14 protein-coding genes are annotated in these 15,233 nt (G+C 43.2%); 8 read left to right on the top strand and 6 right to left on the bottom strand.

The window, feature by feature from the left end; genetic code table 11:
- Positions 1 to 2: 2 nt before the first annotated feature.
- The gene (locus AC23P2_RS27250; protein ID WP_487776119.1) at positions 3 to 1,253 is read right to left on the bottom strand and encodes an AAA family ATPase; all 1,251 of its coding nucleotides are present in this window, start codon (positions 1,251 to 1,253) and stop codon (positions 3 to 5) included.
- 65 nt (positions 1,254 to 1,318) lie between these two features.
- Positions 1,319 to 2,329 (bottom strand): NAD-dependent epimerase/dehydratase family protein, encoded by a 1,011-nt coding sequence (locus tag AC23P2_RS27255; RefSeq protein WP_487776120.1) that lies wholly within the window; start codon positions 2,327 to 2,329, stop codon positions 1,319 to 1,321.
- Positions 2,330 to 2,557: 228 nt separating this feature from the next.
- Between AC23P2_RS27255 and AC23P2_RS27260 the strand changes: the two genes are divergently transcribed.
- Positions 2,558 to 3,820: a DUF937 domain-containing protein gene (locus tag AC23P2_RS27260; protein WP_487776121.1), complete on the top strand. Its 1,263-nt coding sequence runs from the start codon at positions 2,558 to 2,560 to the stop codon at positions 3,818 to 3,820.
- Positions 3,821 to 3,977: 157 nt separating this feature from the next.
- Positions 3,978 to 5,810, top strand: coding sequence for a molecular chaperone HtpG (htpG, locus tag AC23P2_RS27265; RefSeq protein ID WP_487776122.1), 1,833 nt, complete (start codon positions 3,978 to 3,980; stop codon positions 5,808 to 5,810).
- A 305-nt stretch (positions 5,811 to 6,115) separates the two neighbouring features.
- Here htpG and AC23P2_RS27270 read toward each other — a convergent pair whose 3' ends face one another.
- Together AC23P2_RS27270 and AC23P2_RS27275 are read right to left on the bottom strand one after the other, a co-directional pair.
- Complete coding sequence (locus AC23P2_RS27270; RefSeq protein WP_487776123.1) at positions 6,116 to 6,562, bottom strand: GNAT family N-acetyltransferase; 447 nt, start codon at positions 6,560 to 6,562, stop codon at positions 6,116 to 6,118.
- 49 nt (positions 6,563 to 6,611) lie between these two features.
- Complete coding sequence (locus AC23P2_RS27275; protein WP_487776124.1) at positions 6,612 to 7,667, bottom strand: 2Fe-2S iron-sulfur cluster-binding protein; 1,056 nt, start codon at positions 7,665 to 7,667, stop codon at positions 6,612 to 6,614.
- A gap of 177 nt (positions 7,668 to 7,844) precedes the next feature.
- On the opposite strand from AC23P2_RS27275, the gene AC23P2_RS27280 reads away from it, so the two are divergent.
- Both AC23P2_RS27280 and AC23P2_RS27285 read left to right on the top strand, forming a co-directional pair.
- Positions 7,845 to 8,171, top strand: coding sequence for a HesB/IscA family protein (locus AC23P2_RS27280; RefSeq protein WP_028522226.1), 327 nt, complete (start codon positions 7,845 to 7,847; stop codon positions 8,169 to 8,171).
- A gap of 96 nt (positions 8,172 to 8,267) precedes the next feature.
- Entirely contained in the window at positions 8,268 to 9,470 is a 1,203-nt protein-coding gene (locus AC23P2_RS27285; protein ID WP_487776125.1) for a hypothetical protein, read from the top strand.
- Positions 9,471 to 9,692: 222 nt separating this feature from the next.
- Here the strand turns inward: AC23P2_RS27285 and AC23P2_RS27290 are convergent, their stop codons facing one another.
- The gene (locus tag AC23P2_RS27290) at positions 9,693 to 11,030 is read right to left on the bottom strand and encodes an FAD-binding protein (protein ID WP_487776126.1); all 1,338 of its coding nucleotides are present in this window, start codon (positions 11,028 to 11,030) and stop codon (positions 9,693 to 9,695) included.
- A gap of 43 nt (positions 11,031 to 11,073) precedes the next feature.
- Positions 11,074 to 11,712 (bottom strand): 3-keto-disaccharide hydrolase, encoded by a 639-nt coding sequence (locus AC23P2_RS27295; protein ID WP_487776127.1) that lies wholly within the window; start codon positions 11,710 to 11,712, stop codon positions 11,074 to 11,076.
- Between the two features lie 295 nt (positions 11,713 to 12,007).
- Here AC23P2_RS27295 and AC23P2_RS27300 point away from each other — a divergent pair, with 295 nt between their 5' ends.
- The 4 genes from AC23P2_RS27300 to dapB all read left to right on the top strand — a co-directional run bounded on the left by AC23P2_RS27300 (position 12,008) and on the right by dapB (position 15,232).
- Entirely contained in the window at positions 12,008 to 12,811 is an 804-nt protein-coding gene (locus tag AC23P2_RS27300; protein ID WP_028522222.1) for a ParA family protein, read from the top strand.
- A 67-nt stretch (positions 12,812 to 12,878) separates the two neighbouring features.
- Positions 12,879 to 13,796, top strand: coding sequence for a ParB/RepB/Spo0J family partition protein (locus tag AC23P2_RS27305; protein ID WP_487776128.1), 918 nt, complete (start codon positions 12,879 to 12,881; stop codon positions 13,794 to 13,796).
- On the top strand, positions 13,793 to 14,491 hold the full coding sequence (locus tag AC23P2_RS27310; protein WP_487776129.1) for a DUF5683 domain-containing protein: 699 nt from the start codon (positions 13,793 to 13,795) through the stop codon (positions 14,489 to 14,491). Before AC23P2_RS27305 ends, AC23P2_RS27310 begins: the two co-directional genes overlap by 4 nt.
- A 24-nt stretch (positions 14,492 to 14,515) precedes the next feature.
- Positions 14,516 to 15,232 carry a 4-hydroxy-tetrahydrodipicolinate reductase gene (gene dapB, locus AC23P2_RS27315; protein WP_487776130.1) on the top strand — a complete coding sequence of 239 codons (717 nt, stop codon included), beginning with the start codon at positions 14,516 to 14,518 and terminating at the stop codon, positions 15,230 to 15,232.
- Position 15,233: the final 1 nt, after the last annotated feature.

The raw sequence follows: 15,233 nt of genomic DNA on the forward strand, positions 1-15,233 counted from the left end.
AATTATTGAATATTCAAGTTAGCTTCAATACGTTTCAATAAATCAAGACTTTTTTCTGAGGTTTCAGGTGTGGCTCGTTTGGGCAGGTTTTTCTTTAATTTCTTCTCGACGTTTCTAAACTTTTCGTTCTCTTCTTCTGATTTTGTTTCTTTATTCTTGAGTTCATTATAAATTGCCTTACTTTCTTCTATCTCCCATGATTCGTCAGTTTCTAAACCAAAAACGGGCGTCATTAATAATTGGTTAATTAAAAGATTTTTGGGTGTTCCAATAAATGGAATCAATTGAATTTGATTCTTATCATCTCGTTTCAAAGCGTACAACTCTCCTTCATCTGCTTGTTGTGCCGTCAGTGGCGAATGCGTCGTAGCAATTACCTGAAAATTAGGCAATTTACGGGTGATAAAATCTATTAATCTACGCTGCCACTTTGGGTGAAGATGTAAATCTATTTCATCAATCAACAGTACGCCTCTGGCTGTCAGTGGGTTTTGATAGTCTTTAAATGTTTCCGTGATTCGGTATAACAAGTCGCCAATCCAAGCCGCCATATTTTGATAACCGTCGCTCAAATAATCTAGTGGTACTATACCATCAATGGTCTTGAATAAAACCTGCTTTTTGAACTTATCAATGGAATGAAAAGAAGCACTTGGCAAAAAATCATCTAACGCTTCTTTGACAATTGCGATACCTTGTTCGCCCGAGCGATAATCTAAGTCTATAATCCAAGAAGTAAGGGGATTTAAAGAATAAGCATTATTAAATAAACTTCTTACATTGCCTGAACGATTACCGTTTGAAGATTTCTCGAAATTTGAAAAATTTTCTGATGGCAACCTTCGGCTTGCTCCATAAGCTACGATAAAATAATTTCGATCGGCATGTTCTATAGCATCATCAATCAAACGTAATGAGTCCTTGTTGTTAGAAATAATATTTGAATAATTATCTTTTCGATTTATGATGAGGCTTATTTCTCTTATTTCACCTTTTTTAGTCCCCAAAGTGGCATCAATCCGACAGCTATTTTTATTATTTCTTATCCAACTATCTGTATCACTTAACAACTCCCCTAACGCATTACTACCAGCTGTGACTAAAGCGATTGCTTTTAAAACATTGCTCTTACCTGTACCATTTTCCCCTAAAATCAATGTCCATTGTCGATTTTGAGTATTCGTTTTCTCAAACGATATTTCAATATCAGCGAGGCATTTAAAATCTTGAAGTCGTATTTTTCTGAGAAACATAGCCAATACTTGTTTGTGTATAGCGTAAAGTTAGATAAAACACCTTAAATCGACTTTTTTCATATTCAATTTTTCAACGCTTTACAAACCCGCACCACCGTTTCATCCAACGGCCTATAAGTAAACCCAAGTGCTTTTTGGATTTTTTCTCCGTTGTAAATAAACTTTGTTCGGGCCGTTTTGGCGGTTTCTTTGGTGATGAGTGGCTTGCTTCCCGTCAACCATGAACGAGCGGCTTCCACTCGCCAAATAATTTCTGTCAAAAAGGGTGATACAAGCTTTGAAGGTGGGCGTTTCCCAAAACCCTCGGCTATTTTGGTAAATATTTCGCGGTAGGTGGTGCTACCTGCACTTAGTACAAACCGCTCATTTTTAACTTCCGATACCAACAGCTTCACCGTTGCCTCCGCCACGTCTAGTACGTCAACGTAGTTGATTAGCCCTTCGGTATAAAACTTATTTTCGTCGAAAGCATATTTAAACAGTTGAGTACTGCTTCGCGTCCAGTCGCCTTCGCCAAGCACCATGCTTGGGTTCACAACTACCGCCGAAAGCCCCTCGGCCACGCCCCGCCACACCTCAATTTCTGCCAAATATTTACTTTTTCCGTAGTGCGAATTTAGCGGTGATTCTTCCCATTTTTGGTTTTCATCAATCACCGTCGGTTTCGACGCGTCTATCATGCGCGGGTCGGGCCGCCCCAGCGCTGCTACCGAACTCACAAAAGCCATTTTTTTGACACCCACCTCTAATGCCAAGTTGACGACGTTGGCCGTTCCTTGTACATTAATTTGGTACATTTGTTTTTGATCTTTGGGAATAAAAGAAACAATTGCCGCCGTATGAATGACGTAGGTTACTCCTTCAAATGCCTTTTCCAACGCCAGCACATCCAATACATCTCCCTCGGCCCATTCCACCTTGGTTTCCACGCCGTTCAACAACCGCATGTCGCTTCCGCTACGACGCAAGCCACGGACACGGTGCCCATTTGCCAATAAATAGTTTACAATGGCACTACCTAAAAGGCCGTTTGCGCCAGTGACTAAAATGAGTGGTTCAGTTGATTTGTCCAAAAACGTAGAATTTTAAGTAAATTTCTTTTGTACAAAGGTAACGACAATGGTTTGATTGCTAAAAAAAACTATCAGGTGTTGGCTATGGACTCTTAACTATTAAGTAACTTTCCGCCCCATTTGAAAAAATCGAGTCACTATTGGTTGTAGCGCTGGGAGGTGAAGGGCATAGTTGCGTACTTTCTCACTTTTCCTCCTGGGGTTCTAACTCATAAAAAAACATTGAAAATGAACTTATTTGCATCTCTGAAGGAGACATTGACTGAGGGTATCGTAAATCAGATTGCGGTACAGAACAACGAAAAAACAGAGAAAATCCAAAAAGCAATTGATGCTTTTGCCGCTTCGATTGTGGGTGGTCTTATTAAGCGAGCCTCCAATGAATCGGGGATGAAACTTATTTTTAATCAGGTAAAAAACACCCCATTTTCTCCCGAGCAACTTCCCAGAATTTTGAAAACGACCTCAGAATTAGAGGAATTCAAGGCGGCTGGCGAAAAAATCCTCAATACAGTGCTCCCTGGTTTCAAAAGCTCTGTTTGTAGCATGGTGACGAAATACTCTGGCACAAAAAACTCGCTTGCATCATCGTTGAGTGGCATTTCGATGTCAATTATTATCTCGGTGTTGAAAAAGGTAGTAGCTGAGAAACAATTTGATGCCGAGTCGTTGGCGGCTTATTTGGGAGAACAACGTGAAAGCCTCCTTACTGTCGTACCTGACCTCAACGACCGTATCATCGAAACCGTTGGTATTCAATACCTTTTACAGAGTTTTGAAGTACCTCGTGCCGAACAATCAACAACCATCACCAAAAGTTCTGAGCCTATTCCAGCTAAGCAACCATTTTTGGTCGGCGTCGATGTGGAAGATTCGGGTTTGGGCCGAATTAATTTCAAATGGGTGGGAGTCGGCCTCTTGGTCGTTGCTGTTCTTGGAGCTGGTATTTACTTCTGGAGTCAGCGAGATACCTCGTCGGTTGACACAGAAATAGATGCTGATACGCTTGCAGAAGCCCGTACGATTCAAGAACCAATCACTGCTACCAAAACAGCCGACACGACCACTGCAGCTCCTCCAACGACGCCCGCCGCAACTACGACCGAGAGTCCAATGGCAACGTATTTGGCAGATGCTGCCGCAGCCAAAGGAAAAGCTTTTAAGTTTGAAAACGTAGATTTTGAAGACAATACGGTTCAATTAAAAGCAACAGCTTCTCAGCCCGTACAAGCATTGGCCGATTTGTTGAAAAAATACCCAACTGCCCAAATCAAACTCGTGGCCTACGCCAACGATGCCAAACCGCCATTGACCAACAAAGTGCTGTCGGTAAAACGTGTGTATGCGTTGAAGGACCAATTTATAAAATCAGGCATTAGCTTCGTACGAGTGGATGCCGAAGGACGAGGTACGGGCATTAACCCTAAAGATACCACAGGCCGCAAACAAGTACCTATGCGTGAAGTATGGGTGAAGTTTGTGCAGAAATAGTCGATAGTCCATCGACTGTCGATAAAAAAGAGCTGTCAGGTTTGAAAATCTGACAGCTCTTTTTTTTGCCATTATGTCAGTTAATAAAGCGGTGGAATACATTTTTTAGGTAATCAAGCCAGAAAACCAAAAACTGTAAAAACCGTAAAACAGAATTATGGAAGCAAACGTACAGGCCGAAAAAGGGCAATTGTCGATTCATACCGACAATATTTTTCCAATTATCAAAAAATTCCTCTATTCAGACCACGAAATTTTCTTACGTGAGTTGGTTTCAAACGCCGTAGATGCCACTCAAAAAATCAAGAAATTAGCCGATTTTGGTGAGTTCAATGGTGAACTTGGTGAATTGAAAGTATCGATAAAGCTTGACGAAGAGGCAAAAACGATTACCATCAGCGACCGTGGTATCGGGATGACAGCCGACGAAATCAAAAAATACATCAACCAAATCGCCTTCTCGGGCGCGGCTGAGTTTGTTGAAAAATACAAAGAAAAGGAAGATACCCGTGGCAATATCATCGGTAACTTCGGTCTAGGTTTCTACTCAGCGTTTATGGTGGCAAAAGAGGTAGAAATCATTACCAAATCGTTTAAAGACGGCTCCGAAGGCGCTCGTTGGATATGCGACGGAAGCACCGAGTTTAGCATCGAACCTGCCGAAAAAAACGACCGTGGTACGGACATTGTCCTCCATATCGCCGAAGATTCGGAAGAGTTTTTGAGCAAATACCGCCTCACCGAAATCCTTGAAAAATACGGCAAATTTTTGCCTATTGAGATTGAGTTTGACGAGAAAATCATCAACAATCCTACCCCTATTTGGGTAAAAGCACCTTCCGAGCTCAAGGATGAAGATTATTTGGCGTTTTACAAAGAGCTTCACCCGATGAGCGAAGATCCGCTGTTCTGGATTCACCTTAATGTCGATTATCCGTTCAATTTGACGGGAGTTTTGTATTTCCCCAAACTGAAAAACGACTTCTCGGCCCGCAAGGAAAAAATCCAATTGTACAGTCGTCAGGTGTTTATTACGGACGAAGTCAAAGACGTAGTGCCTGATTTCTTAACGCTTCTTCACGGGGTTATCGACTCTCCCGACATCCCGCTCAACGTGTCGCGTAGCTACCTTCAAGCCGATGGTAACGTCAAGAAAATCAGTGGGTACATCACGCGTAAAGTCGCCGACAAACTCTCTGAGATTTTCCGCAACGACCGCGAAGGATTTGAGAAAAAGTTTGATGACATTGGCTTGTTTGTCAAGTACGGTATCATTTCCGACGAAAAATTTGGCGAAAAAGCCAAAGAATTCTGCTTGGTTAAAAACACCCAAGGCAAACACTTTACATTTGAGGAATACACCGCCCAAGTCAAAGAAAATCAAACCGATAAGAATGACACAGTGGTATGGTTGTACGCCAGCGACTTACAAAAGCAAGACGCCTACATCCAATCGGCTACCAAACGCGGCTACGATGTACTCGTATTTGACAGTGTGATTGACCCGCACTTTATCAACGGCATCGAGTACAAAATAGAGAAAACAAACATCAAGCGCGTAGATGCTGATACGCTCGACAAGCTTATTGAAAAAGAAATCAAGCTGGAAAGCGTATTGTCGAAAGACGACGAGGAAAAAGCGAAAAATTTGTTTGAGCAAACCCTAGGTGGGGCTCCTAAACTGACCATCAGCGTAGAACCAATGCCTACCGACGAGTTGCCAGTAGTCATTACCATTCCAGAATTTATCCGTCGTATGAACGACATGGCGGCTACCTCTGGTCAGAAGTCGATGTTCGGTGATATGCCTCAAATGCTGAACGTGGCCATCAATGCCAACCACCCTGTAACGCAGAAAATCCTGACCGCAGCAGAAGATGAGCAAAAACAACTAATCCGTCACGCATATAACCTAGCATTGCTTTCGCAAGGGATGCTGACAGGTAGCGAGTTGACAGCTTTTGTTCAACAGGCGGTGTCACGTTTGTAATTGAATCGGCCTACTTTTACAAAAAGCTCTCCTCAGGGAGGGCTTTTTGTATTAGGTTAAACGCATTAAAAAGACACGCTACTATTTATTGCTCCAGAGGAGCTAAATCTTAGTAGAAAGTATGAATTAGGTCAGAAACAAAGCCCCATCGGGGTGACATCTTTTACCGAGTGCCGTTGCTCCGATTAGGCTTGGGGGGAGGTGTTTATTCCCTTTTTCTACTAAGATTTAGCGTCGCTGACGCTACTTTGTGTTTAATGCGTTTAACCTGATAGTTTTATTCAAAGCGGGGTACACTTTGTTTTTTATAACTCCAACACTGCTGAGTATAAGTCGATTCCTTTGGCCCAGTAGTCGATTTGGCGGTTTAAAAGTTTAAATCCAAGTTTTTCGTAGAAACCAAACGAATGTTGCGACGTTTCGACCATGATGGTTTTGGCTACTCCCGATTGGCGAATTTGCTCAATTCGATACAAAGCTAGTTCCTTGCCAACGCCCGTACCCTGAAAGTCGGGATGCACAAAAGCCCATGAAAGTCCTCCTTGCTGGTCAAACGAACGCACCCAATAGCCACCACCACCTACCACTCTCCTATCCACAACTGCTACGACGTAGTCATCTCCAAAAATATCCAAATACTCCAAGAAGTCGCCCAATTCTTTGGGGTCAAAGTATTTAGGAGTATTCATCATAAAAATTTCTTCCAGTGTGGTGCGGTCACTGAGTTCGTAGGGGCGCAATGTAATTTCCATACTCTTATTATTTAATTCAAAAAGGTGGGCAAAAAAAATGCCAAAACTATTATTCAATCTCAATAACCACTCCCTTGGTAAGTGGATGGGCAACGCAGGTCAGAATATACCCTTGGTTTAACTCCGATTTGGTAAGGCCATCTTCTTCGTCCAGTTGCACTTTCCCCGACGTACATTTTCCCATGCAAGCCGTACACATCCCCGCCTGACACGAATAGGGCAAGTCAATGTCAAGTTCGAGGGCTGCTTCCAAAATCGTTTGGTGCGGTTCTACATTAAACGTGTATTCTTCCCCTTCGTACAACACTTTCACTTCTTGCGTCTTTAGGCTTCCGTCGTCCTCAGCTTCATGCACTACATGGGTGGTGGCCGTGGCAAAGCTCTCCCGATGGATTTTTTCTTCGGCTACACCCCACGCCAATAATGTCTCTTTCGTCATTTCCATCAACCCGTCTGGCCCACACAAGAAATACTCGGCCGATGCGTTTTTCAACCCTCCTATTCCTTCGAAAATCTCTAAAATAGTTAACTTATTCAAACGGCCTCGTACGCCTACCCACGCGTCAGAAGGCTGAGTTAAGGCATAATAAAGCACAAAGCGATCGCCATATATACGGCTCAGCTCGTCGAGTTGTTGTTTAAAAATAATACTTTCTTCTTTCCGATTGCCATACAAGAGCACTACCCGACTCTCCGCCTCTACTTTCAACACCGATTTGGCAATAGAAATCAAAGGGGTGACACCGCTCCCAGCTCCAATCAACACAACAGTGCGGGCGTTGCGCGCATCGGGCAAAACCTGAAAATGCCCCATGGGTTCGAGTACTTCCAAAAAATCTCCTTCTTTGACGTTGTCCAAAAGCCAATTGGACACCAAACCTCCTGGAACACGTTTGACGGTAACGGCAGGGGCGGTATCGGTATGGGGCGAGCTACTCATTGAATACGACCGACGCACTTTTTCGCCATTGATGGTCAGCAATATGGTCAAAAACTGTCCCGCTTGGTACTTAATCATTTCGCTCAACGGATGCCAAAAAGCAATCGTAGCCGCATCGGGGGTTTCTTTGATAACTTCTTTAACTTTAAGATGAAAATGCTTCATAGTTCTACTTTATACATCGTAGGTTTAACCCCCAAAATTACGATTTGTTTTACCATAACCACAGGATTTACGGAGAAACCTACGGTCATCACCCTAAGTTCGGAAACTTTTAACCGTTGATTTTGGTTTTGAAAATAATTAATTTGCCTTCAAAAACTATCGAAAGTTAATAAAGACATGGTCACAGTAAGCGATAAAGCAAAAGATAAAATCCTTGAATTACGTCGTGAAGAAGGGCGTCCTGAAGACAGCCACATTCGTGTAGGAGTGGTTGGCGGAGGCTGTTCGGGGCTGATGTATAATTTGGAATTTGATTCAACCAAACAACCCACCGACATGGAGTTCCAAGACAAAGGGATTCGGATTGTGGTTGATAAAAAGAGCATCCTTTACTTAGCTGGGACAATCCTCGATTTTTCGGATGGTCTGAATGGCAAAGGGTTTCAGTTTGTCAATCCCAACGCCAGCCGTACTTGCGGATGCGGCGAGAGTTTCGCGGTTTAACCTACTCCAAGTCACCCACAAAAAAGGCGTCAGATACAAATTCTGACGCCTTTTTTGTGTTATTAGCTATCTTTGCGCCCTCTTACCTCTTATGTCATGGCCCTTACTTTCTGGAATTTTTGGAGCAACAAACTTTTCAACTGGTTAGCAATCTTTACCAATAACCCATATTGGAAAACCAAGCTTACTGTCTTTACAGTTTTGTACATCTTGCTTACCTCTTTCCCTGATTATCAGGCACTGGTAAAAATGGATACAGGAGGGCAACGCCTTGCTGCTCGCTTTGAAGTGATTGATTGGATTGGCACCCACCCATTTCAGAATTTACCTGACCATTTGTTTACGGGAAAAGTACTAAGCGAAGGCGACATATCTCACTTCAAAAAACGAATTTTTCGCCCACTCGTCCCTGTTACCCTCCACACAGTAGGACTAAGGGCAAAACACTACGTTGGTATTCAATTTATCGTCGGGATTTTGTTTGTTGTGCTATTAATTCGGTTCCTTTCTAAGTACCTAACTTCCACAGCAAGTGTCCTAGCCACGTTTATGTTTGCCAATTTATTTGTCACCAAATGGACTTTCTTTGATTTTTTCTACCACGACCCACTTGCCTATCTCCTTCTCTTAGTCATTGTTAATTTCCGAAATCCATTGTTGATTGTTCTTGGCATTGTCCTCGGTGGATTTGTCGATGAACGCGCCGTCATTGGCAGTAGTGCGGCGGTTTTGTGGTGGTTTTGGCAAGAAAGTAACGCCCACAATGTCACCCTCAGCAACGTATTTTCGTTCAAACGCTACCAAGCTACTTGGGCGGCGATGGTGGGTATTGTGCTATTTATAGTTTTGAGGCTCTACATCATGTCGTCTTTGGGAATGCAAACCGATAAATCAATGCTGGGCTTTGACGCCAATCAATACAATTCGTTTCCTATGGGTCTGACTGTCACCTACGAATGTGCTTGGTTTCTTCTTCTTGGGGCGGTTGTGAGCATGGTAGCCAAAAAAGATTGGTTTTACCTACTGATGTTTATGTTTAGCGCACTAGGTGTGATAGCAGCAGGCAGCTTGGTCTTAGATTTTTCCAGAAGTTATGCCTACGGTTTTGTTCTATTGCTATTTGCAATAGTATATCTTTCTAAAACCGAGACACTTCCTCATTTTCAAAACGGACTTACCTTCTGCGCCATTGGGTGCTTTTTGTTCCCGACCTATTATCAAATAGGTTCTTCCTTGTTTTGGATGCCTCACTTTTTCCCAAAAATAAAGGTCTTACTTGCATTTTATCATCTTATTTAACAGGTTAAACGCATTTAAAAAAGTAGCCTCAGCGAGGCTAAATCTTAGTAGAAAAAGGCAAACAAACACCTACCGAGGCCCCATCGGGGCAACCGACCCTCGGTAAAAGATGTCACCCCGATGGGGCTTGGGGGAAGACCTAGGTCATTCTTTCTACTAAGATTTAGCTCCTCTGGAGCAATAAATAGTAAAGCTATATTTTAATACGTTCAACCTGGTTATCTAAATGAAAAGATTGGTCTCAATAAACTCATTCCGAAATTTGCCTTCGGGATCATGTTTTTCCATGATTTTTTTAAAATCGGCCAGTTTTTCAATGCGTGATTGTAGTACCGCAGGTTTTAGGGTAAAAATTTTACCCCAATGAGGGCGAGGGGCAAAGGGCGCCAACGCCTCTTCTATTTCGGGCAAAAGCGCCATTACCGCCTCCACTTCTTGTTTCCACGTAAAATGGAAAGCTACGCACGTTTTTTTGTAAAATGGACTCATCGGTAACGCATCCGCCGCAATTGCCCGCACTTCGGTAATAAACAAGTGGGGAGCTACTTTTTCGTTTAATTTTTCAATCGCCATAAACCCTTCATACGCGTGCTCAAAAGCCACAAAATACTCCGACTGTAGCTCTTTGCCGCTGCTGGGGGTAAAACCCATTTTGAAGTGAGGCATACGTTCGTACCAAGGCCCCTCCACCCCCATTTGATCTGTACAATTAACGGGGTCTAGGGCTTCAATTGGGTGCAGGTTTTTGGTAGCTAATTTCGCCCCGTAAAACTCAGGAGCTACTTCTTTCATGTCCTCAGCCTTACTTTTTACCCACACCTCACTCACGTTTTTATTACGCCAATCGGTAAACAAGCTGACACTGTATCCGCCTGACATGATGGCTTCAAAATTTTTCTCCAAGGCCGACATGGGCAAGTTTTGATACACCACCTGTTTCATTTTGAACGTTGGCTGAACGTCAAGCGTGATTTTGGTCGCAATGCCCAAAGCCCCAAGGTTTACAACCGCTGCCCCAAATTCTTCTCCGTCTTTTTCACGACTCAATGAAACCACCTCTCCTTTTCCATTCACCAACTCAATGGCAGAAACAGCCGTCGCCAAACTGCCATTTTTGATACCCGAGCCATGCGTGGAAGTAGCACACGCCCCCGCCACCGAAATATGCGGCAAAGAAGCCAAGTTATGAAGCGAAAAGCCGTTGTCATCCAAATACTTACACATTTCTCCGTACTTAATTCCAGCTTCTACTGTTACCGTGTTTTTTTCTTTATCCAAACCAATGATTTTGTTAAAAGCCTCGGTCGAAATTTGGTTTTCTTTGCTATCGGCAATGGTATTGAAACAGTGTTTTGTGCCCAATGCCCGCACTTTTTTACATTTTTTAATCGCATCCTGAAGCTCTTCCACATTTTTTGGAATGTGTAAATTTTCCGTACTGTACGTCAAATTTCCCGCCCAATTGGTACGCGGATCCGCTTTTTTACACGACATCAAATTAGAAAGCATACTACCAGTTAAAAGAATAGATGAGGTTTTGAGAAATGTTCGTTTGTCCATTTGAATGTTAGGTTTAGGTCTTTGGTCATTAAATCAGTATGGCCTATTTTAATTCTTCGATGAAGATGTCTTTAAAATAAACCAACGCCTTTCCTCCCCCGTGAATTTGAAGGCCAATAAGACCCGATTGCGGAATATTAACATCAGGCTCGGTATAATCCACGGTTGTTACACCGTTGATTTTAAGGACAATATGGCGTTTATTCGCTATAATCTCATAGTCGTTCCAATCGTTAGGCTTGAGCAATTTAGCAACTTCCTCGGCGGGTTTTCCAGCCAGCGTTTTGTTGCGCCGCGATTCATCATAGAGGCTTCCCCAATATTTATCACCCAAATCGGCCTGATATCCTTCCATTTCATACGACGGATTGGTGAGCCGTTTGCTTCGAAACTGCACCCCCGAATTGATGAATCCTTCGGTGCCCACCAACTTAAATTTAGCCTTTAGAACAAAGTCAGAATAACTCCGTTTTGTACATAAAAAATCATTGTTTGGCACCTTTGTTTGCAAAGAACCACCAACCAATGCCCCCTGCTCAATTCGCCACGTTTTTAGGGTATCGCCTTCCCAACCTTTAAAACTTTTGCCGTCAAAAATCCGCTCAGGCTTGCGGTGTGTATCTCCCGAAAAAGCGGCCAATGTCACAGTCGCCGCAGCCGACAAAATCAATAAGTACTTCATTGGTTATGAATGGTTAAGCCTATATTTCGCGTATATACTTGAAGTAAAGTCTCGTTTGCTTATTTCTACTTTTAGGCTAACCCACAGATCTACATACTCCAAACCAAAATTTCATTATTTCATAACACACCTATACCCCTCCTAACACTTGCCTACCGTGCAGGTTTTGCCTTGTTTTTAGTTTAAAACTTGGTCGAAAAGTACCAAACCGTGAAACATTTAACATTTTTTACGTGGAACAGTTTGGGTTATTGGGAATAAAGACGGATATTTGAAGGCGGTAAACCTAATAACAATGGGAAAAATCATAGCAATAGCCAACCAAAAAGGTGGAGTTGGCAAAACCACCACAGCCATCAACTTGGCAGCGAGTTTGGCTGTATTAGATTTCAAAACGCTGATTGTAGATGCCGACCCACAGGCCAACTCTACGTCAGGTTTGGGCTTCAACCCCAAAGAGATTGAGTACAGTATCTATGAGTGTATGGTTGAGGGAGTCATACCACAACAAGCCATTGTGGAAACCAACTTTGAAAACCTATACTTGTTGCCTTCACACATCGACCTCGTAGGGGCTGAAATTGAGATGATTAATCTCAAAAGTCGGGAAGAAAAAATGAAAGAGGCCCTATGGCCCATCAAAGAAGAGTACGACTTTATTATCATCGACTGTTCGCCTTCGTTGGGTTTGATTACCATCAACAGCCTTACGGCAGCAGATTCGGTGATTGTACCCGTACAATGTGAGTACTTTGCCCTTGAAGGTTTAGGCAAACTCCTGAATACCATCAAAATCATCCAGACTCGTTTGAATACAAGTTTGACGATTGAGGGGATTTTGTTGACCATGTACGACATGCGGGTGCGTCTATCCAATCAGGTAGTAAATGAAGTCACTGCCCACTTCAAGCACATGGTTTTCAACACCATCATTCCACGCAATATCCGTCTGAGTGAGTCACCAAGTTACGGTGTACCTACCATTGCGCAGGATTCGGACAGTAAAGGAGCCATTAGTTACTTAAACCTTGCTCGTGAGGTTTTGAACAAAAACGGCTTGCTAGAGCAAGACGAACCTACCAGCCGTAGAGCGCTGTAATTGATACCAATTTGAATACACAGTAGATTTTTCCAAAAATCTATCTAAAAACATACAATTCTAGCACATGGAAAATGTCGGAAAAGCTGCTCCCAAAAAGATGACAGGACTTGGTCGTGGTTTGGGTGCTTTACTCCAAGACAGCGACAATGTCAATCGTTCTTCAAGCCCGTTGCCCCATGAAGGCGTAAGCATGATGAACGAAGTTTCGGTCGATCATATTGAAACGAACCCCTATCAACCTCGTACCCGATTCGACGAAGAAGCGCTCAATGAATTGGCGGAATCGATTCGTATTCAGGGAATTATTCAACCGATTACGGTACGCCAAATCGGAAAAGATCGCTATCAATTGATTTCGGGAGAACGGCGTTTACAAGCCTCCAAACTTGCTGGACTTACCCACATCCCGACTTACGTTCGTACGGCCAATGACCAACAAATGTTGGAAATGGCCTTGATTGAAAACATTCAGCGCGAAAACCTAAACGCCATCGAAATTGCCCTAAGTTATCAGCGCCTGATTTCGGATTGTGGACTTAAACAAGAAGAACTCGGAGAACGAGTAGGTAAAAATCGGACGACGGTCAACAACTACATTCGTTTGCTCAAACTTCCCCCGTTGATTCAAGCTGCCTTGCGCGATGATCAAATTACGATGGGGCACGCTCGGGCGATTATCAACATCGAAAACCCTGAGACACAGCTCAAAATATTCCGTAGAACCATTGAAGAAGCTTGGTCTGTCCGAAAGGTAGAGGAGGCCGTTCAGGCACTTAAACTCGACCCCGACGATAGCAACAAAGACCGCAAGCCGACTCTGTTGAAACAAGAACTTCGCTCCTTGCAATTTAAACTTTCATCGTTTTTTGGTTCAAAGGTTTCTATCAAAACCGATGACAAACAAAAAGGTGAAATTAAAATTCCATTTACCTCCCAAGAAGAATTAGATCGTATTTTAGACGTTTTAAAGTTTGAACCTTGAGAACATTAGGGATTTTTTTCAGTTTGTGGCTATGGTCGGGAGCAATGGTGGTGAAGGCGCAACAAACAGCAACAGACTCCCTCCAAAAGCGTCTATCTAAGGCGGCATCCTCCTTGGCCGCTGATTCGACGGTGTTGGATTCGCTCAAAAATAAAAAATTGAGCAAAAACAGCCTCGCAAAAAGTTCATTGAACGACGCTGCGCTAAAGAAACATAGTCCGCGCAAAGCAGCCTATTATTCATTGATGTTTCCTGGGCTAGGGCAGGCATACAATCGCCAATACTGGAAAATGCCCTTTGTTTATGGAGGTTTAGGGGCCGTTGCTTATTTTATAAGGTTTTACCACGTGCGTTACCAAGATTTTTTGTGGCCTTATTACTTTAGCTATGATGTAACAACGGGTAAGCAGCTACGCACAGAAGCGGAGGTGTTTTTGCGGAGTCAAAACCAAACACGTACCCTTCCCCTTGACCGTATTACCCAAGGAAAAGATATTTACCGTCGCTATCGAGATCTCAATTTTTTGTTGTTAGTGGGTGTTTGGGCACTGGCAGCCGTGGAAGCCAACGTATCGGCTCACCTCAAAACGTTTGATATGTCAGAAGATTTGTCTTTTCGATTTGAGCCTGATACTTACAACAACTCTTTTACGGGCCAAGTATATGGGGTAAAAGTTGTCGTTCCTATCAAATAAATTACGTATTGCAAAACATAAATTATGAATATTCTTCTTTTAGGTTACGGTAAAATGGGCAAAGTGATTGAACAAATCGTCCTGAGCCGTGGCCACCAAGTAGTTGGAAAAATTGACATTTCTAACCGCCACGAACTAGATACATTTAGCCGCGACAACGTGGACGCCGTCATCGAATTTAGTGCCCCCGAAGCGGCCTATGAAAACCTTAAATGGTGCATGAGTAAAGGCTTGCCAACCGTGTGTGGAACCACAGGCTGGCTGCACCACCGCCCCGAAATTGAGCAACTGTGTATCGAAAATAAAGCGGCATTCTTCTACGCGTCAAATTACAGCATCGGCGTTAATTTGTTTTTCCGCCTCAACAAGCAGTTAGCCAAACTTATCGCTCCCTATTCGCAGTACTCGGTGCATACAACCGAAATCCACCATATTCATAAGTTGGACGCCCCAAGTGGAACGGCCATCACGTTGGCAGAAGGCTTAATTCAACAACTTTCTAACAAAACGGAATGGGTAAATACCGAAGAGGGCACCGAAAACCAAATCCCCATTCTATCTTTGCGCGAAGGAGAAGTTCCTGGTACTCATATTATTCGCTACGATTCCGAAGTAGATAGCATCGAAATCAAACACACTGCCCACAATCGCCAAGGGTTTGCCCTCGGCGCGGTCGTTGCTGCCGAATGGCTTGCTCCCCGCGAAGGCGTGTTTGGCATGGATGAGCTGCTAGGAGAATAGT

The organism is Runella sp. R0.1_18, from assembly GCF_057652155.1.